This window comes from Bryobacter aggregatus MPL3 (assembly GCF_000702445.1).
Classification (GTDB): domain Bacteria; phylum Acidobacteriota; class Terriglobia; order Bryobacterales; family Bryobacteraceae; genus Bryobacter; species Bryobacter aggregatus.
In genome coordinates this window covers 398,108-419,362 of record NZ_JNIF01000003.1, presented here as the reverse complement: position 1 = coordinate 419,362, position 21,255 = coordinate 398,108, and the positions used below count along the sequence as shown (strand labels likewise).

The following is a 21,255-nucleotide window of genomic DNA, read 5'->3' as shown; positions in this document are numbered from 1 at the left end:
CTAACTTCGCGTTATGCGAGTCTAGGCCCAGCGCGCCTTGGGGCGCCTCCGGTCCGCGGCAAGGGAGCGTGCTCCCACCCAATTGGTTCTCATTTCTTTACGAACCTTTCATTCCAGCCCTGAACGAAGCGGACACTGGGCAATTGCGGAAGGAAGGTTATGTCCCGAAAACTCAGTTCTGCTACGACTCTCGACAATCTGAGACGAGAGGCCAAGCGCTGGCTGAAAGCGCTCCATGTCCATGATGCGGCGGCGCTCGCGCGGATGCAGCGTGCCTATCCTAATGCTCCTGAGCAGCCTGTCTTGCGCGATGTCCAGCACGCTCTGGCTCGCGAATATGGCGCAACCAGTTGGAAGCACTTGAAGCTGTCTTTCACGCCTGCTGCCGGCAAGTATCGGCGCGCCGCGCAAGCCTTTGCTGATGCCTACGAAGGCGATGAGACCGCGCTCGCGCTATTGAACCAACACTATGAACGTAGCTTTAGCTTCGAGGATCTGCGCGCCGAGATCTGGCGTCGTGTCTATGCATTCCGGGAGCGCTCCTCGCGTGTGCCGAAGAACTACCTGGCGGTGGACGAAGCGCAGATGCTGATTGCGCAGGACGCGGGTTTTGGCAGTTGGGAGACATTGCTTGAGGCTGTAGGGGTGGGCGCGTCCCCGCCGGGAGCGCCGTACATTCTCGACCCCAAAGAGAAGCGAATTGGTCCCAGACGCCGTTTGCGTGCCTCGGAGTGGGACGAACTGATCGCAGTCCTGCAGGAGAATCGCATCCCGGCGGTCGAGGCGAATGGTCTCATGACGGACGCAACACTGGCCCGCATCGCCACACTCGATCACGTTACCGCTTTGAAGCTAGGCGGTTCTCGAGAACTGACGGACGACGGCTTGCTGCAATTGGCCCGGATGCCGCAACTCGAGTTCCTCGATCTGAACGAGTATCCGGGCGGCAAGCTGACCGATCGCGGACTTGCTGTGTTGCGTCATCTTCCGAATCTTCGGCACTTTGAGATGAACTGGCAGTCGGGTATCACCGATGCGGGCATCGCGAATCTGCGATTCTGCGAGCATTTGGAAACGGTAGATCTCATGGGCTCGCCCACTGGCGATGGGGCCATCGAAGCCTTGCAAGGGAAGGCGAAGCTCCGCCACTTCAGCAGCGGCAGGCTCGTGAGCGATACCGGGCTCGCGCTGCTGCATCAGTTCCCGCTCTTGAAACATTGGCAGGAGACTGGTTTCAAGCTCCTGCTCGATGGACCCTTTACCAACGCAGGACTCGCCAGTCTGGCTGGACTCGAGGGCCTTTACGACCTCGATCTCTTCTGGCATGTCACTGGAATTACGACAGATGCTTTTGCGCATCTGTCGGCGCTGCCGAGTCTAGCCGTCCTTGGTTGCGACGGCGAACTTAGCGACGACATCGCCATGCGGCACATTGCTGCGATCCCAGGCCTACGCAAGCTGCGTGCGCAGGAATCAGTCGCCACTGACGATGGCTTTGTTGCCCTGAGCCGCTCGCAGAGTCTTGAAGGCTTCTGGGGCCGTGTTTGTCCGAACTTTGGCAGCCGTGGCTTTCTTGCCTTCTCGCAGATGCCGGCACTGCACTCTCTCGGTGTGGGTTGCCAGAATGTAAGCGACCAGGCGCTCTCCAGCCTGCCGCTATTCCCCTCCTTGCGGGAGTTGACGCCGATCGGGATGAACGACGACGCGTTCCGGTACATTGGCCAATGCGGGCGGCTGACTCGGCTCACCTGCATGTACTGCCGCGACACAAGCGACGCTGCGACGGAGCACATCGCGAAGCTGGCGTTGGCCTATTACTATGCGGGTCTGACGCAGATCACCGATCGCAGTCTCGACATCCTGGGTCGGATGATGTCTTTGGAGCAAATTGAATTCTATGAGTGCAAGGGCATCACCGACGCTGGACTCCTCTTCCTGAGAGGTTTGCCGAAACTGCGCGAAGTCCATCTGCATGGGCTGCCGGGTGTGACGCTCGGCGGTACCCAGGTCTTCTCTGAAACGGTGAAAGTGGATTACTCCACTTGAAGGCTCTACCGGGGCGGGCGCTGCGGATTCTTCGAGAGATTGAGCGGGCAGGTGAATCCACCGAGACTGCCGTCTTCCTTGAGCAAGCGGAAGGTGGTTGAGTTGACACGGTGGTAGGGGGCCCGATTCTTGCCAGGGTCGAGGCTGAGTGTGCCAGTGGCCGCGTCATAGGAATAGCGGCCCTTCTTTCCAGAGGAACTCATATAAGTTGTGCCATCAATGATTCGAAGGCGAGTGGGGAGATGTTCGCATTTTGATCGATGCACTCATAGACGCCGGGCTTGACGGCCGGAGTGGATTCCGCAAGGGACACAAGCGCGAGCAGCAGGGGAGAGAAGTGTCTGATCATGATTGGTAGTCTGGAGCGCGCGGGCAAAACGTGACACCCTGATTCCGGTTATGATTCTGACATTCGTCGTTCGCAAGATCCTCCGTATTCTGACCGCGTTTTTAGCTGGAGGCCTGGTATTCGCCTGTATGGGCGCCATCTATCAGGCCGTCGCCATGCGGATTGACGCTGATCGTTTTCTGCAAAGAGGAAAGTCTTTCGACGCCTCTGGGCTGCGGCTCAATCTTGATTGCAGTGGCCAAGGCGGCCCCGCGGTCATTCTCGAAAGCGGTTTGGGCGGGCCAGCCCTCGACTGGGTTTTGGTGCAACCCGAAGTTGCCAAGTTCACCCGCGTCTGTTCCTATGACCGGGCCGGTTATGGCTGGAGCGATGTTTCTCGCGCGCCTCGCACCAGTTTGCAGATTGCCAAAGAGCTGAAGGCTCTTCTCGATTCTGCCGGTGAAACCGGGCCTTTCCTGATGGTCGGGCATTCTTTTGGTGGGTACAACATTCGCTTGTTTACAGGGAGATATCCCCAGGATGTGGCGGGCCTGGTGCTGGTTGATGCCAGTCATCCCGACGAGGCAAAGCGTATTGACACGATTCTTACACCTGCCCAACGGGCGGCGCAGCAGCGCAGCGAGATCTGGCCGCGGATTGCTGCGCCACTTCAGATTCATCTTGGGCTGGCGCGAATTGCCTTGTCCCTCGGATGGAATCGGTCCCGCTTCCTTTCTAAGCGGCTCCAGCAAGAGTTTCTGTATCTTGAGCAGCGTCCTAATTACCAGCGCGCGATCCAGGCTGAAGATGCTTCCTGGGAAGCCAGTGGTGCGCAAGCCGTTGCCGCGGGTAGTCTTGGAGCCCGGCCGCTGATTGTGCTGACGGCAGGAAGGCCCTATGAACTGGATCCGTTACTCACGCCCGAACAGCGGGTGCAACAAGACCAGATCTGGATCCACGATCTGCAAGTGGAGGAGATGCACCTCTCTAGCCGAGGCCGGCAGATCATCGTCCCAGATAGTGGCCACGATATGCCCCAGGAGCGCCCCGGTGCGATTATTGCCGCAATCCACAGCATGTGGAGCTCTCTCCACTAATCCTTTCTATTCAAATCGCAACGCATCCGTAGGGTTCACTGCCGCAGCCCGATGGGCTGGAATGAATGCTGCGCACATTGCCGTTGCGCAGAGGACCACAATCGCTCCAGCAATGGCCACGGGGTCCGTTGGCTGTACGTCATAGAGCTGCGATTCAATCAGGCGGCCCAGCGCCCAGACACACGGCAGGGCAATGGCAATTCCCGCAAAGATCATGAGCAGTGCATCTCGAAGTACAAGCCAGACAGCCGTTAACCGTGTCGCACCCAACGCCAGCCGGATGCCAATCTCCCGTGTCCGTTGTGTGACGACAAAGGACATCACACCGTAGAGCCCGACGAGCGAGAGCAGAAGCGCCAGCATGCCGAAGCTGCCGGAAAGCGTAGCGAGCATACGCTCTGTGTTCAAGGAGCGGTTGACCTGCTCGTTCAGCGTGCGGAAATAGGTGAGGGGCAATGCCGGATCTGCATCACGAAGGATCGTGCGAATCGATTGCAATGCTGTCTCGGTGCTTCCTTGTACGCGCACATAGAAATTGCCAGCAAAGCCTTCGCCACTGATGATCGGGAAATAAGCTTGCTCCCGCTCCTCGCGCAGACCGCGATAGCTGATATTGGCGACGACGCCGATGATCTCGAGATCGGGCTTTGTGTCTGGTCCCGCGCCCTGACAGATGTGCGCGCCGAGCGGGCTGCGCCCGTCGAAATATCGCTTCACAAAGGCCTCATTGACAATCGCCGTCCGGCGTCCACCCGCATTGACAGGGAGCGAGTCGCGTTCCTCAAAATCCCTTCCGGCGACCAATCGAGTGCCAAGGGTGGCGAAGAAGCCAGGGCTGATTGCATTCAGATGGACCTCGCGATCCGTGATCATTCTTTGATTGGTCTGAATGGTCATGGGGTTATTCCAACTCCCACCGGACAGCAACTGAAAGCGGGCGATGGCTGAGGTCTGTACGTTTCTCGAAGTACGAAGCTCGTCCTGGATCCGGCGCATCAGCCGGTTGGCTTCTGCCGGGGTGTAGCCGTTGCGAAGCGGATCGATGCCGAACGAAATCAGACTGGAGGTATCAAAGCCTGGCCCCTTTGCCATCAAGCCGGTCAGCGTACGAACAAACAAGGCGGCTCCGATGACAAGGATCAGCGTAAACGCGATCTGTGCCGTGACAAGGATCCTTCGAAGCCGGATGCCGCCAGAGACTGTGCCCACCCGCTCTCGCAGCGAAGAGATCAGTGAACTACGGCCCGCCTGCAGTGCCGGTGCAAAGCCAGCCAGAAAACCTGTGGTTACGCTGATGGCGAACGCAAAAAGCAGCAGTCGTGTGTCGATGACCGCTTGCAGCGAGTTTGCCGCGATGTCGCGAGGTAGAAATGCAATGAGTGTCCTCACCGCAAGAGGAGCCAGCAGGACCCCGAGCAATCCACCCGCAAGTGCAAGAAGAAGGCTGTCGGCAAGGAGCTGCCGCCCGATTCGTCCGCGGGAAGCTCCCAGCGCCAATCGCGTATGGATCTCCCGGTGGCGAACCGATCCGCGTGCCAGGAAAAGACCGGCAACGTTCAGGCAAGCGAGACCGAGCAGCACAATGGTTGCGGCCAGCAGGACCCAGAGCGGCTGCGAGAGCCTGCGCCGCAGGCTGGAATGACCCTGTGGCGCGGGTGTGAGGGCAAGTGTTGAGCCCAGAAAGCGCTGCCGCCGCTCGGCTGTAATGCTGGGGAAGCCTGCGCGGTGCAGATCGTCGTTGAGCATTGCCTGGAACCAGGGCTGTAGTCCTGCCCGTGCTTGTGGGAGTGTCATATCCGGCTTCAGCCGTCCCAGCACTTGCATCCAACTAGTGCGGCGATCGAGTAAGTCATGAAAACTAGGAAGCATTTGCTCTGACATTGCGGCGGGAATCCAGAGTGCTGGAACTTCGCCCACATCGATGCCATGGAACCCGGGAGTGGCCACGCCAACAATTGTCATCGGGTGCTGATTAACCATCACCTTCTTGCCCACTGCATCCGGATCGCCAGCGAGTTGTGTTGTCCAGTAGTCATAAGAAAGCACCACGACAGGACTGGCGCCAGGTGCTTGGTCATCTGTAACGGTCAAGACTCTACCCAGTGCCGGCCTGACTCCAAGCACAGGGAAATAAGTGCCCGAAACGATCTCCGCCGCAGTGGGCTTGTTCTCTCCGCTGGTGGAAAGGTTGACGGTGATGGCAGCACGGCACAGTACACCTTCAAAGAATCGCTCTTGCTGTTGCAGGTCGCGGCAGATCGGATAGGACATCAGGTTATAACTGCCGAAGGCGTTGCCTACCTGATCGCCCTTCCAGTCGATGAGGACGAGACGTTCCGGGCTGCGTACTGGAAGCGTGTGCAGGAGGATCTGATCCACCAGCGAGTAGATGGCGGTTGTCGCGCCAATGCCGAGTGCTAGCGAAAGTACTGCCGTCGCCGTAAACGATGGATTGCGGCGAAAGGACCGGGCAGAGAAGCGCAGGTCATAGGTGAGGTCTCTTAGCCATCGCGTCAGCCAAACATCACGCACTTCTTCCTGGATTTGGGTGATGCCACCGAGTTCGAGTGTGGCCTGTTTGCGGGCTTCCGCTTCAGACAAACCGGACAGGATCAGATCGCTGACGCGGCTGTCGAGGTGGTATTGCAACTCCCGGGCGAAGTCCTGTTCCAGATTGCGCAGCCGGAACCAGTTTCGGATTTGCTTCATGACCAACTCCCCTCATCGAAGATGAGTTGGACGGCTCCCGTCAGCCGGGCCCAGCTCTCTTTCTCAGCGGCGAGCTGTTTTCGTCCGGCAGCGGTTAAAGAATAAAATTTCGCCTCCCGTCCTGTTTCCGATTGCTTCCACTCCGCCTGGAGCCATTCCTTCTGTTCGAGCCGATGGAGCGCAGGATAGAGGGAGCCCTGGTTGAGTTGGATAACGGATTTCGAAATTTGTTCGAGCCGTTGGGAAATGCCGTAGCCGTGTGCAGGCTCCAGCGACAGAATCTGGAGAATCAACATGTCCTGCGTGCCTTGGGGGATTGGGAATCGAGAAGAAGCCATCTATACCTCAACCTTCTACCATTGAGCATAGCGCTGAATAGGTCGAAGGATGAGGCGTGTGTGCTCTGCCGCCTTTCTGCATCGGGTTCTGTTACAAAAATGCTGTTTCCAGGACATTTTCTGACCTTCTAAGTAGTTAGAAGCAATGGGGTTAAGTGCTCGGTAGGTTCGTTCTTTCGTTTTCGCTGTTTGTACGCTATTTCGGCCTTATTACGGCGGATCGACTGGATGTGAGACAGGGGAGTTGGAAGGCCTGGGCGAAGCGGAGTTCGAACTGTTTCTGGTGGGCAAGTCCGGCTTCTGGGTGTCGAGTCTTTCGATGGAACGGACATTGAGATCAGGGATCGATTCTGAGTCGGCGCCGTGGCGGAGCGCGTTGCAGGAGGAGTGGAACATTCTTGCGCTGCCCCTGCGGCCATTACCTTTTGCAGCCCCTCGCATGGCAGATCTTGATCTGGGCTTCGGCTAGCATGGCGAAAACCTTGGGTGCAATTGAAAAAGCCCGGGATCTGGAGTCTCGGGCTTGCTGAAGGACGCTACTATGCCTTCGGAAATATGGTAGCAGGAGCTTTGGGATGGGAGGCGTAAATGCTGGTCTAAGGAATTGATCAGGAAGGAGAAATGATTTTGAAAGATGCGATGGCTGTTTGCTGATGGCTTGGGCTGCAATGGGGCTAAACCTGGAAGAGGACTGATTCATGACGCCGTAAGGGGGGACAAAGGGTTTATATCAACTCCGTTCTCCGAGCTGAAAGAGTTGGAAGATGTTTAAGCGCGAACAACGGTTTTGAGTCACAGTTGGCGCAGAAGCTTCGGACCCGTGGCGAAGATCATCGCGCTGGGTGTATGTAGGATGAATGTCGCGCATCCAAGCGCGATTGACCGAGATGTATGGGGTTGAGGTGAGTCCCAGTCTCATTTCAGAAGGTGCCGATACTGTCTGAAGGCTGGCGGACGCTGACCGATAAAAGCCAATTTCGGCATGAGATTGGCATCCGCCGCGACATTCGGAACGGCAATCTTGGGGGACAAGCGGCAGATCTGACGCTCGATGAGCAGCGCGGGGTCCTTTATGCCGCGAACTTCACCGCAAACCGGATTGAAGTGATCTCTCTGGTCACGGGCAGTATCCAAACTTCGATGAATGTGCGCCGCAACCAGGATCGATCTCGATCTCACCAGATCACCGTTGGCTCCTGGCTGCCCATTTCGGGAATTTCGCAACTCCGAATCAGCCTCGCAATGCTCTGACTCTCATCAACCTCGACAATAATGGCTTCCGGGATATCTCGATCCGATGTTGTATCTGGTGCGCTTTGAGGCGGGTGGATGAGGAAGGCTAGAAGAATGTGCCTGGGCTTGTGGCATGTGCCAAGGAAGGGATTCAGCTCTGGTTGGCGGGTTGCGCGGCTTTCTGCAAGCGCAGGTGTAGATCTACATTGGTGTTGAAAGCTGTCCCACTGGTACTCGATGAATTGTGCGTCGAATAGCCGAATCACCAGATTGTGGCGGAATCGAGTAATTCCACTCTTCCATTTTTGCAGACGAGTTTCGCAAGGACACTAAGAATCCCTTCCCGAATGGGAAGCTGTTTTCAGGATCCTGTATCTGGCACTGTGTAACGCCTCTCGGAAATGGCCCCCATGCAAGGTTCGGAGGAGGAGCACGTCAATTTGAGCTGGCATTTCCTGGATGGAGGGGGCTGCCGGGGCCGTTTCGGGCACACGCGGGATGGGGGCCTCGCCTTATGGGATGTGTAGATATTCGTGCCTACTTTCAGAAACTCATCATGCCGTAGAGAGAAAGTTCCTCCGCTGCCCTCAATAAGTTTAATCTTTAATGATCCAATCAATAATTAGTTATTGACGGATATCATTAGTTTGAATTAAGCTGACGATTCAACCTTGACTGAGCGATATCACTCCAGACCGAGCTGAGAGTGTTACGGTGGCTGGGTAATGGGAGGGTTTTGCGTGCAGACGCTTTTGCGCCAATGGGTCGACGTGTATCTAGATCATGCGACATATCGAAAAATACTGTACATGCTGAGTCTGTGCAGCCTGCTCGCATCAGATCGCGCTTGGGCTCAGACCAAGGAATACATTCGCCTGAATGGCCGGGTGATCGCGATTGAGAACGCGGCCATCGATCTGGCTACTCAAGAATTAGCCCAGCCCAATGATTTGCCGGTGAGCGTTAATATCTCTACGGCGTTTACTGCAATCATACGGATGCGTAATACGGGCGGTACGACCTGGACTCCCACGAGCTACAAGCTGCAGGCGCAGGGAACAACGGCAGCTGATTTTGGCATCGGTGGAGAAGTGAGTTGGTCTTCCGGTCAATCCAGTATTGCTCCGAACGAAATTGCTGTCTTTACGATCGCTGGCACCGCTCGAAACACCATTTGCTCCGGCTGTTCTTTCCAGTGGAAAATGGCGAAGAGTGGCATCGCCTTTGGTGCTTTGACCACCGGCACCATCAATATCCTGGGCCCCGTTGGCTTGACCGTTTCGCCATCCGGAACGGTCACCCTCAACAATGGGCAGTCGAACAGTTTTACAGCCACCATCACAAACAGCTCCAATACAAGCTTGACGTGGGCCAATCCTGCGCAGGGCGCTTTCCAGTCTCCAACGACTCAGAGCGGCGCTGCAAATGTATACACCGCACCATCGGCTGTGAGCGCAAACGCGACGGTTTCTGGAAATGTATGCAGCGCCGCTTCGCCGACTTCCTGTATACCGGTGGCCATACAACTGAACAAGATCAGTCTCTCCATGGCTGGCGCCTCAACACCGATGAACTTTGGCTCCCCGACATCACGAGGGTTCACTGCGACACTCAGTGGACTGACTCCAACAGCCAATCGGGGTGTACGGTTCACAATTACGAGTACGCTTAGTTCGTACGTTGGGCGCTTCACGAATAATAACGATATAAGCTTTGACACTGTTGTTGACGGAGGCACGGGGGCAACGGGCACGACTCCTACGGTTTTCTATCTTGCCCCAACGTGCTTGACTGGAACATGCCCGAGTCCGATAATTACGATCCAGGCAAAAAGCTTACAAGATGGGACTCAGCTTGACCTCAAACAATTTAGCATCGCGCAAGCTCCTCAAGAAATTTCCTCCGCCAGTTTCAGTCCTTCCAGTGGCAATAGCACGACTTTAGCCGTTACGGTCAAAGATCCCGAAGATCAGGCGCGAATCTCGTACGCGATGTTTACCCTGAGCCCGAGTTCCACTGCCAGTCAGTATCCGGCTGGGCAGACTTGCCGGTTTCGAGTCTATCGGACTGCAGGAACCTATCACTTTCAGTTAGATGACTGGTCTGGAACGGGAAATTTTGGAGCCGACTACACGCTAGGAACCAGTGGTGTGGTTTCCAATGGAGCATGCAGTATCGATTTGTCGCAAAGTAGCGGCAGTCCTGCGAGCCCCACTACTACTTGGAATCTGAGTTTGAAGCTCAGTAATCTAGCGATGAGCGGTCCGCGATATCTGTGGGGTCTGACAAGTGCTACCGGTGGGAGTGTCCCCTATTCGAGCGCAAATATTGGAGCGACTTGGAGTGTGCCAGTGGCGCCAACGTTTACGATCACGAACAGCCAGAATGTTTCGCTCCCGCAGTTGTATCAAGGGATGACGCTCACACTTAAGATGCAAGTGGCAAATATGTGTGGAACTTGCGTAGCGAAATTCAAACTTGTCCAGGCGCTGGATGGCAATCTGACTCACGCGAATCCAGTATCGTCGGGGTATCAGGCGGAAGCTGTCTATTCTGCCGGGAATAGTGGCCAGGACAGAGATATCTATGTTCGGACGATTGTATACAACAATGCCACGGCCTGGACAAATGAAGACCCCAATCAGATTTACTGGGAAAATAGCAATCTCTATACCATTCGTGTGTTGAGTTCCACTAGTGGCGTTCCCTCGCTGACCTTCTATAATCCAATCTCCGGCACGAGCAACAATCCGAATCCGATTGAATCAACGGTAACGGCAAATGGAACGGCAACTACAGCGCTCACGTATGGGGCCAAGGACGGTCCATATCCGGCAACCACTTGCGACTACGGTAGTACCTGTATGCCGATCAAGTACCTCTATCTGAATATCAATAAGTCCAAGACTGATAGCGGCCTTGCCCAGGATCGAGCCTCGGGTTGCCGGCTCCGCATGGAAATCTATTCGGGATCGTCACCACAGGGTTACTATTTCTTCCTCATGGATGACGCCGGCCAGTATGAGAGTGGCTTCATGTGGATTCCTTTCTATGGAGGCGGCAGTAGCTTATACAACAGCCAATGTCTTGTAGAGATGAATACCACAATCGGTGGCTACGCCAAAGCGGCACCCAGCGACAATACGATTGTTGGAGTTAACTTGCGCTTCACCTTCAAGAGTCCCTTCGCGGGCACTCGCCACGTATTCATGATGGGACAGCGCATCAATGGCGACTGGAGCGGTTGGCAGTACCGTGGCAAGTTGACGATGCAATAGATCTGAGAGAGATAGTGAGATGATTCGAACCCAACATAGAATTTTAGTTTTCTTTTTTACTCTGCTGTCTTCACTGGTTGCACAGGAGACAGGATCCCTTTCTGGCCGCGTGATCGATGAGCGTGGCGCTGCGTATCAGCGGGGGCGCGAGTCCTGGCGGTATTGCTTGCGGACCAACCAGAACGTTACCAGCCCTTTGCCACAAACGTGATTACAAGTTCCGATGGCAGCTATCGATTCGCTGGACTTCCGTTCGGACGCTATGAGCTATGTGTTCAAGCTCTCGAAGGAGACTATGTCGATATGTGCCGCTGGGGGCAGGCAGCGGCCAATCCGATAATCGGAACCGCGAAAGTGGTAACTGTGGATGTCAAGCTGGCTCCAGCAAAGGTAGTGCTGGTTGAGGTTGATGATGCTGAAGGACTGCTCGGTCGACACGAAGACAAAAGCCCCGGCGGGTTTCTGTCAATCGGAGCCTTCACGCCCCAGCGTGAGGTGGTTGACGCTCAGGTCTCGCAAGACAATAAGCTAAAGCGGGTTTATCGACTTTTGGTGCCAGCGAACACAAAGTTTCAGATCCGTACGAACAGTCCACTTTTTGACGTTGTGAGCACAAACGAAATGCTGCAGCCACTGCGTGTGACGCAGGACCAAGACCAGATTCTGACTGAATCCGATGGGCCGAAAACCATTCAGGTCCGGATCCAGGGGTTGAAGAAGCTGGAATTGGCGAAGTAAGCGCGAAGTGTTTGGTAAGGCCGGAGAATCTGAAATGAAGCATCACTGGATTTCAACATTGAGTATCGTGGCTCTATTCCTGGGGGCGGTGCCGATTCCCGCACAGGAGGCACCCACGGTAGCCAAGCTGCAGCGGGGCGAGCAACTCGGCCACCTCTTCTTCACTGTGCGAGCGAACTATATCGCTCCGGAAGCGGTGACGATTGAAGAAGGTTGGTATCAAGTGCATATTTACAATCCAAACCGCGTTCTCTCCAAGGCCAAAATTGCACTTCGGGACGCATCGGAGAAGATCTTGGCGGTGGCAGAGACCAAAGCATCGGCTCCCCAGGATACGATGTTCTACCGGTTCAACCCAGGTCAGACCATTCTGAAGATCGACGATAAAAAGTCATGGTCGATCACGATCAACGTAGCAGCGAAGAAACAATAGACGGATGCCACTCAGAATGTTTCAAAAGATATTTGTTATTGCCACCTTGGCTATCGGCGCGATGGCGCAGACTGTGAAGACAGGAATCACCGATGGGGCGACTCCTCCTGCCATCCAGCCCGGCGCACCCATTGGCGCCGTCGCGCCCTCTCAACTTGAGAGGATCAATCTTTACAACGGACATCTCTCCGTGGTCGTTCCCATTCTGAGCATTGGCGGACGTGGAGAAGCTGGCTACACGATATCTGTACGGGTGAGCACGCAGCCGTGGACGGCGCAGATGTCAAGTACCGCAGTTTATGACAACAGCGGTACGCCGACCCAAGTGACTGGATTTAACCATAACGGAAGCTACTCCAACGCCGAACTCAGGCCTTACCAATCCAACTATTCGCCAGGCATCGTTTATCGGAAGCGTGCTGCCCGCACCCCGTATCTCTGTGCAAATGCCGGCGCTCATCGATACGATAAGACGCTGAGTCACATTGTGTTTGAGGAGCCGGATGGGACGCAGCACGAGTTGTATGACGGAACTGTCGTTCAAACCGGGGCTGGTTGCAATCCGTCAGCTACGATTGTCACGCGGGGACCTCGCTTTCAAGCTACGGACGGTTCCGGGATCACTTATACCGCAGATGCCACTTTCACTGATAGCCCAAATCCACTAGACCCGCATGAAAACGCCACGTCAGGTGTACTCCTGTTTCCGAATGGAACCCGCTACACGGTGGTTGACGGCAAAATTACTGAGATCAAGGATCGAAATGGAAATCGGACCAAGATCGAGTACTTCAGCAATGGATTGGATGTTCACGATTCACAAGACCGTATCACTACGGTGAGAACGGACGTGTATGAATCATCGGAATACGTGGATCTGATCCGCTACAAGGGGCGAATGGCATTGACCACGAGATTCGCGTGAAGCGCCTACGAAACCAGAGCTTGTCCGGCTACCTGAGAACTGGTCTCCCGTATTTCAGTAATCTGTTTCCAGAGATCACTGCCGGGGGGCTCGCGCAGTTTGACCAACTACCGCTGGAAATTGTCTTGCAGGACAGTCGACGCTACCAGTTTCGCTATAACTCCTACAGCGAGTTGGCGCGAATGATTCTGCCATCGGGAGCCGCTGTTGAATATGACCACGATGCCGGGGTGGCAAATCCATTAGGTATTTCACAGGTCTATGCAAGTGGCCAGATTCTGTCAGAACCGGGATTTACAGCGGACACGAGCGGCGTCTCGCCGTGGACCCCAGGGATTTATCGCCGATTGGTGGAGCGGCGGACCTATCCCAGCGGACCGGACACTGCTTATGAAGGACGGACTGTCTATTCCCGGCGTGAGAGCGCTGTCTCCAGCAACAGTGCCGGACAGATCACCTTCAAGGTACTTCCTTATGTCGAGACGCTTGAGAGCGGTGAGGGAATCTCATCCCCAATCTCCACGCGGCATTATTTCTATGATGGGTCTTCGCGTCTCAGCTCTCCGCCGATTCCAATTTCACCGGCGCGTTCGGTAATCCCCATTCCAGGTTCCTTGGTACAATTCCTTCCCGATCGGGATGCTTTTCTGGGCAGGGAGTTCAGTACGGTCGTGCCGAAGCTTTTGAAGTCGGAAACCGCTTATGTGCAAGGAGCTGATCTTGCATTACGGCCCTGCCAGGAGCGTACGACCCGGATGCACGCCAGCCTTGCCTCCGTCACCTCGGGCCGTCAGTTCGTCTACGACGCGTTTGGCAATCAGACGGAAAGCTACGAGTACGATTTTGGAGCCGCTCCCGCATTTGGGGCTACGGTGACCCGCACGGAGGCGGACGGCACTGGGCCGGAGTACACGGTGCCGGTCAGTTGCGCCGCCATCGGGTCCGGCTATGTCAGAAAGAAACTTGTGAGTTTTGTGAGTACGAGCGGCTACATAGACGATTCGGTGCATCTCATGAATTTGCCTGCATCGAGCCAAGTGTTTGATGGCAGTAACAGCCTGGCATCCTCGACCACAATCTCTTACGATGGAGGAAGTCTCCAGGCTGCCGAAGCCATTGTGAGTGTGGGGCACGATAGCACTGGATATGGAACCAGTATGGTCGCCCGCGGGAATCCAACCACCACGACCACCTCCGTGAGTGGAAGCGCGTCGTTGGGTAGTAGTGTCAGCTACGACATTCTTGGAAATGTTCGGAGCAGCACGGATGCAAACGGAAACACGACCACGATCTCGTATGTGGACAACTGCACTTCCACGCCATCCACTACGGCACAACTTGCCTACCCTACCACCACCACACTGCCGGCCGTGAGTGGATTATCCGCGATGACCACGACGGCCAGTTATGACTGTTGGATTGGAAAGCCCCGAAGTTTCACTGATGTGAATGGAGTGGTCACCAACTTCGTTTACGAGACGGATGTTCTAAAGTTTGACCGTCCTCTCGAGGTGACGCGCGCTGTTGGCGTTAGCGGTGTGGAATCGAGGACGAATTATGTCTACACGGATACAGCTCTCAATCTGAGGGTCTTGAAGAAGTCTGCTTTCCGCGCACAGAACGATGATGTGCTGCAAAGTGAGACGCGCTTTGATGGTTTCGGACGTGCGACGCTCGAAACGACCGGGCCGAACTTCATTTCGAAGGTCTATGACGGCCGTAGCCGGGTGTGGAAAGTCTCCAACCCCACCACTGCGGCACCCTATCTCTACACCGTGAACAGTTATGACGATCTCGACCGCGTAGTTCAGGTCACCCGGCCCGATGCGCTCTCGGTGACGACGGCGTTTGAACCGGATGGAGCCACGGTTACTGACGAAGCCTCGGTGGCCCGGAAGACGAAGACGGATGGGCTGGGGCGCCTGGTTGCTGTTGTGGAAAGGCCGGGTTCCTCGTCGATCACCACTCGATACGCGTACAACGTGCTTGATTCACTGGTGACGGTCTGTCCCGAGGGCGGTGCACTTGCCGGAACTGCTTGTACCGGCAGCAACCAGCGACGTTTTTTTAGCTATGACAGGATTGGCCGCTTGTTAACGGCAGACAACCCGGAAAGCGGCGTGGTCACGTATGTATACGATGAGACGGCTTCCACAAATGGCAAGGGAAATCTGACGAGCAAAAGCCAGAGTCGCGGTATTGCCTCGACAGTGACGGCGACAACGAGATTCCACTATGATGCCTGGAATCGCATTCAGTCGAAGGCTTATACGGGGACGCCAAATGGTGTGAGCACGCCTTCGGTCACCTACAGCTATGACGTACATAATCCGTCCCTAGGACTTACAAGTTATCCCAAGGGCCGATTGACACGGGTGGAGGTGGCTGGCGGAACGGTGACAGCAACCGACAGCTTTGATGCGATGGGCCGGCCAACGCGATCGCGCCAGATCACAGACGGGACGACCTATCGCTTCGGCACCGATACCTTGCCTGGCTACGAGTACCTGCGGAACGGTTCGCTGTGGAAGGAACGTTACCCGAGTGAGCGGGAAGTGATGTACACCTATGACGACATCGCCCAGGTGACGGCAGTCACGGGATCGAAGTCTAGCCAGGCGACGCAGTATGTGAAGAGCGCGAGTTACACAGCGCATGGAGCACTGGATACGTTGCGGTTGAATGGCGATAATCTGCGGGAGCGCTATCAATATGACCCGAATCGTTTACAGTTGACCAGCCTGACGGTGGCGCAATGCCCGGATGCGGGGTGTTCGGTGCCAGCGGAGAAGCTGTATCTTGGGTATGGATACGGGAACACGAATAACGGGAATCCAAAGGAGCAGACGATTCGTGGGCCGGGTGGGCTGAATGTGAAGCAGGTTTATACTTATGATGAGTTGAATCGTCTGAGCAGTTTTAGTGAGGGCCCGACTGCTGGAGGAACCGGCATTGCGGAAAGCTACTGTTATGACCGCCACGGCAATCGTGCGGTGGTGCTGCGATCGGATCTGAGTCCGATGACGCCGCAGGTGGCGGCTTGTACGGAAGCGAATGTGCTGAGTCTGTTTCCTGGGAACCGGATTGCGGGCAGCAGCTATGACGCGGGAGGGCAACTGTCTTATGACGGGCGGAGCAATCTGCTGTTTGATCACGAAGAGCGCCTGATGACGAGTACGCCGAGCGTTGGTGCGGCGACGGTCTATGCTTACGACGGCGATGGGAAGCGGGTGACGAAGAAGACGGGCACCGCTGCTGCGACGATCTTTGTTTACGATGTGATGGGGCAGTTGGTGGCGGAGTATGGCGGGGTGCAGGAGACTGGGGGGACGCAGTATTTGCATACCGACCATCTGGGAAGCACCCGGCTGATCACGGACGGGACGAATGCGACGCGGCGATTTGATTACTTTCCGTTTGGAGGGGAGTTGACGGGTGGGGATTCGACTTACCGGAGTGCTTCGACGCTGACGGCGAGTGGGGTTACGCCGGCGCAGCGGTTTACCGGCAAAGAACGGGATGCCGAGACGGGGCTGGATTATTTTGGGGCGAGGTATCTGTCGGCGGCACAGGGGCGGTTTACTTCTTCCGATCCGTTTGGAGTCAATATATTGAAATTGGTCAATCCACAAAGATGGAATATGTATTCCTATACGCCAGGCAATCCACTCGTTTATGTTGATCCTGATGGGCGCGATGCGATCGCTGTTAAAGTCGGAAAAGGCGCGATGGGACTAGGGCACTCAGGCGTGATCTCGGTCACAAAGGCAGGGAAAGCAACATATGGTGATTTTGCACCGCTCCACGCGGGTCGGCCAGCAGATAAGGGAAAGTATACCATCCAGCCGTTAAAAACAGTAATTTCGGTCGATCAGCGTGGAATTCCATCGAAAGAGTCACTTGCGTCGCTAACATCTGAGTTAGCTGGAGTTCTATCCGAACCTGAGAGTTCACTCGCGTTGGCTTACTACAAGACGTCCGAATCTGAAACTGCGTCTCTTGAGGCTTATTTGGCTGATGCGGCCAGTCAACAGCATCTAGGAGGCGCACCTCGCTACTGGGTTGGGTTTCGCGACTGCATCAACTTTACTCATTGCGCGCTGCAGTCCGCGAAGATTCCATCTCAGTCGAAATCCGCTGAGATACCAAATATTACGTTTATATGGTTTAGTTTTATGTCGCACGTTAGTTATAGTGGATCCGATAAGAAGCTAGATATTCGCAATGAAACGAAATTTGAGCCATGTCAGGCTGGGGACACTCGGCCCGGGTGCATTTAAATGGGCAATAAACTATCCGGGTCTATGGCTAAGGTCGCGGTAATTAGTTTGCTGGAGACGGCATGTCATAAGCAGCCCATGCCTCCTCTGAACGTAAATGCTGCGGCTACATTTATCTCTGGATCAAAGGCCGGTTGGTGGCAGTATTGTGAAAGCAAGGGTGAGAGGACATATCCACATTGCATTATTTGGAACCTGCGAGGTGCTGTTCTCTATGACGAAAGATTCTTTCCATATGATCAACGGGGATATGTTTCAGCGACGGAACTTAGAATTGATTCCTCGAACCCATCTGGTGGGCCGAGCGAGATCGCATTGTCTAACGGCCGTATACTTCTCCCGGAGTCGCGGTTCAGTGAACTGAAACAATTCTTAGACGTAGTGAGGTCTCCAAAGAGTCGATGAGCGTTCACTGAGAGGGACGGCTCAGAAATGAATAAGGCGAGTCACGTCCTGCTATTACTATTAGGTCTGATTCTATTTGGCAGTTGTTCAGGAGACACTAGTCTCCTGAGTCATTGATTTCTAGCAGAAGTGTTCGGTTGATGGGCGGCAAGGGTGGTTGAAGCAAAGCGGGCGATGGACTCAAGAATTTGAGAGGCAGATTTGGTCCAGAGGAATGGTTTGGGTTGCTCGTTGTGCACGGCAATGAACTTCCGAATAGCGTCCTCTAGTTCCGAGACGCTTCGATGAGAGCCACGCTTGATTTGCCGTTGTGTCAACAACGCAAACCAGCGTTCGACTTGGTTCAACCAAGAGGCATGTGTGGGAGTAAAGTGCAGATGATACCGGGGCCTCTTTTGGAGCCACTGTCGAACCTTGGCGGTCTTGTGCGTTCCGTAGTTATCCAGCACCAGATGGACATCCAGGTCGGCAGGGGCGGCCGCATCGATTTTTTTCAAGAAATCGAGGAACTCTACAGAGCGATGACGGCGATAGCATTTGCCCAATACCCGGCCGGTGGCGATATCCAGAGCCGCAAACAGACTGGTCACTCCATGTCGTTGATAGTCGTGCGTGCGGCGCTCAAGTTGACCGCTTCGTAGCGGCAACACGGGTTGGTTCCGGCTTAGCGCCTGGATCTGACTTTTCTCATCCACGCACAGCACCAACGCATGATGCGGGGGCGACAGATAGAGCCCAATAATGTCCCGCACTTTGTCAACCAGCAACGGATCGTTCGACAACTGGAAGGTTTCGCTTCGATGTGGCTTCAGACCAAAGGCACGCCAGATGCGGCTGATGGTGGATTGACTCAGTCCTGTTCTCGTCGCCAGCATTCGGCTGGACCAATGGGTTGCTCCCTTGGGGGCCTTCTCCAGTGTGAGCCGGACGACCTGCTCAATCTTGTCGTCGCCGATTTCTCGTGGCGCCCCGGGCCGAGGCTCATCTCCCAAAGTTGAGATCCCGCCCACAATGAAACGATTACGCCAGAATCCAACAGTAAACCCAGTTGTCCTCAGCTTCGCCGCAACTGCGGCGTTACTCAATCCGCCGTCGCATTCCAGGATGATTCGTGCCCGAAACGCTGTTGCTCGGGATTTTCTTGGCTGCCGCACCAACCGTTCCAACTCTTCCCGTTGCTGCTCGGTTACCACCAACTCCTGCTTCTTGGGTCGTCCTCGCTTCGCTTCCATGCTTCAACCATAGAACAAGCGGTTATATTATGCCAGCCACTTAGGACTCAGGAGACTAGAAGCGGTCTCATAAACCACAAGCGGGCGGAATATGAGAATCTGGAAGAGCTCTGGTGAATTGCGCGGAAGTGTATGCGCGGACGATGGGATTTAAAAGACGACCAATGGGAAGTTGTGGAGCCGGTGCTGCGCCCGCAGCGTCGGGCGGATAACCGTGGCAGGCCGTGGCACGATACTCGATGCGTGTTGAACGGGGTGATGTGGGTTTTAGGGAGTGGGGCGCAGTGGCGTGAACTGCCGGAAAGATATCCGCCGTACCAGACCTGTCACCGACGTTTTCAACAGTGGGTGCGAAGCGGAAAGCTGGAAGAGACGCTGAGAGTGTTGGCCCACTACTTACATGAGCGAGGTCAGTTGAATCTGGAAGAAGCGTTCGTCGATGCCACATTCGCGAGCGCAAAAAAGGGGGCCTCGCCGTTGGTCCCACCCGCCGCGGCAAGGGCACGAAGATCATCGCTATCGCCGCTGGTAACAGTCTTCCTCTCGCCGTTGCTGTCGACAGCGCTTCGCCAGCCGAGTGCCAGCTTGTGGAAGACGTTTTGGCCGGAAGCTTCCTCAACGACCTGCCCAAGCGGCTCATCGGAGACAAAGCCTACGACTCGGACAAGCTCGACGAAAAACTTGCCGAAGAGTACGGCATCGAAATGATCGCGCCGAATCGGCGCAACCGGGGCAAGACTCAGGATGGTCGTCCGCTGCGCCGTTACCGTAGGCGCTGGCGCGTCGAACGACTATTTGCGTGGCTTCATCACTTTCGACGCTTGGTCAATCGTTGGGAATATCACGTCGAAAACTTCCTCGGCTTCGTTCGCCTCGGTTGCTTACAACTCTTACTCAGACGTTTATGAGACCGCTTCTAGGCAGCCAAAGTGTTTTGTATTCTCATCAAACTTCGTGGGCTGGGTGACGGTAGAGTACCATGTCAAAGGCGCTGAATCGTTACCCGTCCGTGATGGCTGTCTCTGGCTGGACTTTCGCCAGAGGAACAAGATTCAGACCAAGAGCGAGATCGAGCAGGGCTGGGCCACGGATCGATACCTCGAGGGTGATGGGGATCAGCTTAGGCAGTTGGGTTCCAAGGTAGAGGGCCGATCGGTGCAGGAACATCTGTATCAATTTACCGGATTGTATGGTATTCCAGACTCCAGCATTGAATATTTGTTTATAGGCACGACGCAGCAACGCCTGGCTACGCCGTCGCCGGTGCGATGATTGCGAGTGTGGGATCTAACGCTCCTCCCTTTGCCTCCTATACGAATGATAGGGCAGCGGCCGATTGGTCTCGAATGGGGTTAGCAATTCGGTTAACGATGGCGACATTTATGCAACACGGTCCCGATCAGGTTCGGCGGAAAGGATTGACGGAAGGCACCTGTGAATCTGAAGCGACAAAGCGGATATCCGAGTTAGTGCGGCACTACTATTCCGTAATACAAGTGCAAAGCACAGCGCGGTCCCTGATCAAAGAAGATGAGGCTAGCAATGTGCGCTGTGAAATGCCGCAGGGTGCCATCATTAAGATCTGTCTATATGAAACGCGTCATACTACGCCTCCTGCTTGCGATCCTGTTGTCATTGGCTCTGAATATGTTTCTCTTCGTTTCAGCACTGCTGCATGGCGAAAGGACATCGCCCATTTCTTGGATCGCTGATTTGCTGACTACGCCGCCTGGAATTGTTGCCGGAAAGTTGTTCATGCCGACTCATTCTCTCTTGGCAATATTCGAAGCGATCCTCTGCTCTTTCATCTTCTACGCTTGCTTGTTTTGGATCGTACTCACAGTAAGTTCCGCCGTTCGAAGAAGCCACGGGTAGATTGGTCCTTGGCAGAATCGGAATCCTTTGCGGGCGCGCTATCAATATGATCCGAATCGTTTGCAGTTGACCAGCCTGATGGTGGCGCAATCCCCGGATGCGGGCTGTTCGTTAGCGGCGGAGAAGCTGTATTTTGGGTATGGATATGGGTGGCTCTGTCTCCGTGAGGCAGGAGGAGCCAGCGTTGGACTGATGGTGGACCACCTCGCCCCGGCTACGACTCGTTTCGATTCTTGGAGCTTCTAAATAAAGAATGCACCGACTCATGGGACGGCGCCACCAACACGTTAACGAGCACGTGTCGTCGCTAGCATGGTGCGAGATGCATACTGATATGA

General features: G+C 55.2%; 16 protein-coding genes. 11 read left to right on the top strand and 5 right to left on the bottom strand.

Annotated features, from left to right (window positions below):
- Nucleotides 1-159: 159 nt before the first annotated feature.
- On the top strand, nucleotides 160-2,046 hold the full coding sequence (locus M017_RS0102365; protein WP_031495483.1) for a leucine-rich repeat domain-containing protein: 1,887 nt from the start codon (nucleotides 160-162) through the stop codon (nucleotides 2,044-2,046).
- Between the two features lie 5 nt (nucleotides 2,047-2,051).
- On the opposite strand, the gene M017_RS0102360 is transcribed toward M017_RS0102365, so the two are convergent.
- Nucleotides 2,052-2,249, bottom strand: a complete 198-nt coding sequence (locus tag M017_RS0102360; RefSeq protein WP_031495482.1) for a hypothetical protein — start codon at nucleotides 2,247-2,249, stop codon at nucleotides 2,052-2,054.
- Nucleotides 2,250-2,445: 196 nt separating this feature from the next.
- Here M017_RS0102360 and M017_RS0102355 point away from each other — a divergent pair, with 196 nt between their 5' ends.
- Complete coding sequence (locus M017_RS0102355) at nucleotides 2,446-3,471, top strand: alpha/beta hydrolase (protein WP_031495481.1); 1,026 nt, start codon at nucleotides 2,446-2,448, stop codon at nucleotides 3,469-3,471.
- Between the two features lie 6 nt (nucleotides 3,472-3,477).
- Here M017_RS0102355 and M017_RS0102350 read toward each other — a convergent pair whose 3' ends face one another.
- Together M017_RS0102350 and M017_RS0102345 are read right to left on the bottom strand one after the other, a co-directional pair.
- On the bottom strand, nucleotides 3,478-6,180 hold the full coding sequence (locus M017_RS0102350) for an ABC transporter permease (protein ID WP_031495479.1): 2,703 nt from the start codon (nucleotides 6,178-6,180) through the stop codon (nucleotides 3,478-3,480).
- Nucleotides 6,177-6,518: a PadR family transcriptional regulator gene (locus tag M017_RS0102345; RefSeq protein WP_031495477.1), complete on the bottom strand. Its 342-nt coding sequence runs from the start codon at nucleotides 6,516-6,518 to the stop codon at nucleotides 6,177-6,179. The genes M017_RS0102350 and M017_RS0102345 overlap by 4 nt, the downstream gene beginning before the upstream one ends.
- Before the next feature lie 244 nt (nucleotides 6,519-6,762).
- Here M017_RS0102345 and M017_RS0102340 point away from each other — a divergent pair, with 244 nt between their 5' ends.
- From M017_RS0102340 to M017_RS0102300, 7 genes are all read left to right on the top strand, one after another.
- Nucleotides 6,763-6,987 (top strand): hypothetical protein, encoded by a 225-nt coding sequence (locus tag M017_RS0102340; RefSeq protein ID WP_031495476.1) that lies wholly within the window; start codon nucleotides 6,763-6,765, stop codon nucleotides 6,985-6,987.
- 458 nt (nucleotides 6,988-7,445) lie between these two features.
- A complete protein-coding gene (locus M017_RS0102335; RefSeq protein ID WP_031495474.1) occupies nucleotides 7,446-7,769 on the top strand; it encodes a hypothetical protein in 324 nt (107 codons plus the stop codon).
- Between the two features lie 722 nt (nucleotides 7,770-8,491).
- Complete coding sequence (locus M017_RS29100; protein WP_155121189.1) at nucleotides 8,492-11,029, top strand: hypothetical protein; 2,538 nt, start codon at nucleotides 8,492-8,494, stop codon at nucleotides 11,027-11,029.
- Between the two features lie 162 nt (nucleotides 11,030-11,191).
- Nucleotides 11,192-11,767 (top strand): carboxypeptidase-like regulatory domain-containing protein, encoded by a 576-nt coding sequence (locus M017_RS0102315; protein WP_031495467.1) that lies wholly within the window; start codon nucleotides 11,192-11,194, stop codon nucleotides 11,765-11,767.
- A gap of 34 nt (nucleotides 11,768-11,801) precedes the next feature.
- The gene (locus tag M017_RS0102310; RefSeq protein WP_162179818.1) at nucleotides 11,802-12,200 is read left to right on the top strand and encodes a hypothetical protein; all 399 of its coding nucleotides are present in this window, start codon (nucleotides 11,802-11,804) and stop codon (nucleotides 12,198-12,200) included.
- Between the two features lie 4 nt (nucleotides 12,201-12,204).
- Entirely contained in the window at nucleotides 12,205-13,125 is a 921-nt protein-coding gene (locus tag M017_RS0102305; RefSeq protein WP_238325788.1) for a hypothetical protein, read from the top strand.
- Nucleotides 13,122-17,405 carry an RHS repeat domain-containing protein gene (locus tag M017_RS0102300; RefSeq protein WP_155121188.1) on the top strand — a complete coding sequence of 1,428 codons (4,284 nt, stop codon included), beginning with the start codon at nucleotides 13,122-13,124 and terminating at the stop codon, nucleotides 17,403-17,405. Before M017_RS0102305 ends, M017_RS0102300 begins: the two co-directional genes overlap by 4 nt.
- 515 nt (nucleotides 17,406-17,920) lie before the next feature.
- Here M017_RS0102300 and M017_RS0102295 read toward each other — a convergent pair.
- Nucleotides 17,921-19,042 (bottom strand): IS630 family transposase, encoded by a 1,122-nt coding sequence (locus M017_RS0102295; RefSeq protein ID WP_051669437.1) that lies wholly within the window; start codon nucleotides 19,040-19,042, stop codon nucleotides 17,921-17,923.
- 132 nt (nucleotides 19,043-19,174) lie between these two features.
- Between M017_RS0102295 and M017_RS28470 the strand changes: the two genes are divergently transcribed.
- Nucleotides 19,175-19,950 (top strand): IS5 family transposase gene (locus tag M017_RS28470; protein WP_202901601.1). Its coding sequence is split into 2 segments (ribosomal slippage): nucleotides 19,175-19,514 and nucleotides 19,514-19,950, totalling 777 coding nucleotides; the frame shifts between segments, so codons are not numbered across the junction.
- A 91-nt stretch (nucleotides 19,951-20,041) separates the two neighbouring features.
- Here M017_RS28470 and M017_RS29095 read toward each other — a convergent pair.
- The gene (locus M017_RS29095; protein WP_155121187.1) at nucleotides 20,042-20,209 is read right to left on the bottom strand and encodes a hypothetical protein; all 168 of its coding nucleotides are present in this window, start codon (nucleotides 20,207-20,209) and stop codon (nucleotides 20,042-20,044) included.
- A gap of 735 nt (nucleotides 20,210-20,944) precedes the next feature.
- Between M017_RS29095 and M017_RS0102275 the strand changes: the two genes are divergently transcribed.
- A complete protein-coding gene (locus M017_RS0102275; protein ID WP_031495457.1) occupies nucleotides 20,945-21,163 on the top strand; it encodes a hypothetical protein in 219 nt (72 codons plus the stop codon).
- Nucleotides 21,164-21,255 lie beyond the last annotated feature (92 nt).

What these genes read in the sequence shown, in the direction of transcription:
- M017_RS0102310 (WP_162179818.1), top strand. Translation starts at nt 11,802, where the DNA reads ATGAAGCATCACTGGATTTCAACATTGAGTATCGTGGCTCTATTCCTG.
- M017_RS0102350 (WP_031495479.1), bottom strand. Translation starts at nt 6,180, where the DNA reads ATGAAGCAAATCCGAAACTGGTTCCGGCTGCGCAATCTGGAACAGGAC.
- M017_RS0102305 (WP_238325788.1), top strand. Translation starts at nt 12,205, where the DNA reads ATGCCACTCAGAATGTTTCAAAAGATATTTGTTATTGCCACCTTGGCT.
- M017_RS0102345 (WP_031495477.1), bottom strand. Translation starts at nt 6,518, where the DNA reads ATGGCTTCTTCTCGATTCCCAATCCCCCAAGGCACGCAGGACATGTTG.
- M017_RS0102355 (WP_031495481.1), top strand. Translation starts at nt 2,446, where the DNA reads ATGATTCTGACATTCGTCGTTCGCAAGATCCTCCGTATTCTGACCGCG.
- M017_RS0102365 (WP_031495483.1), top strand. Translation starts at nt 160, where the DNA reads ATGTCCCGAAAACTCAGTTCTGCTACGACTCTCGACAATCTGAGACGA.
- M017_RS29095 (WP_155121187.1), bottom strand. Translation starts at nt 20,209, where the DNA reads ATGTTCCTGCACCGATCGGCCCTCTACCTTGGAACCCAACTGCCTAAG.
- M017_RS0102360 (WP_031495482.1), bottom strand. Translation starts at nt 2,249, where the DNA reads ATGAGTTCCTCTGGAAAGAAGGGCCGCTATTCCTATGACGCGGCCACT.
- M017_RS0102295 (WP_051669437.1), bottom strand. Translation starts at nt 19,042, where the DNA reads ATGGAAGCGAAGCGAGGACGACCCAAGAAGCAGGAGTTGGTGGTAACC.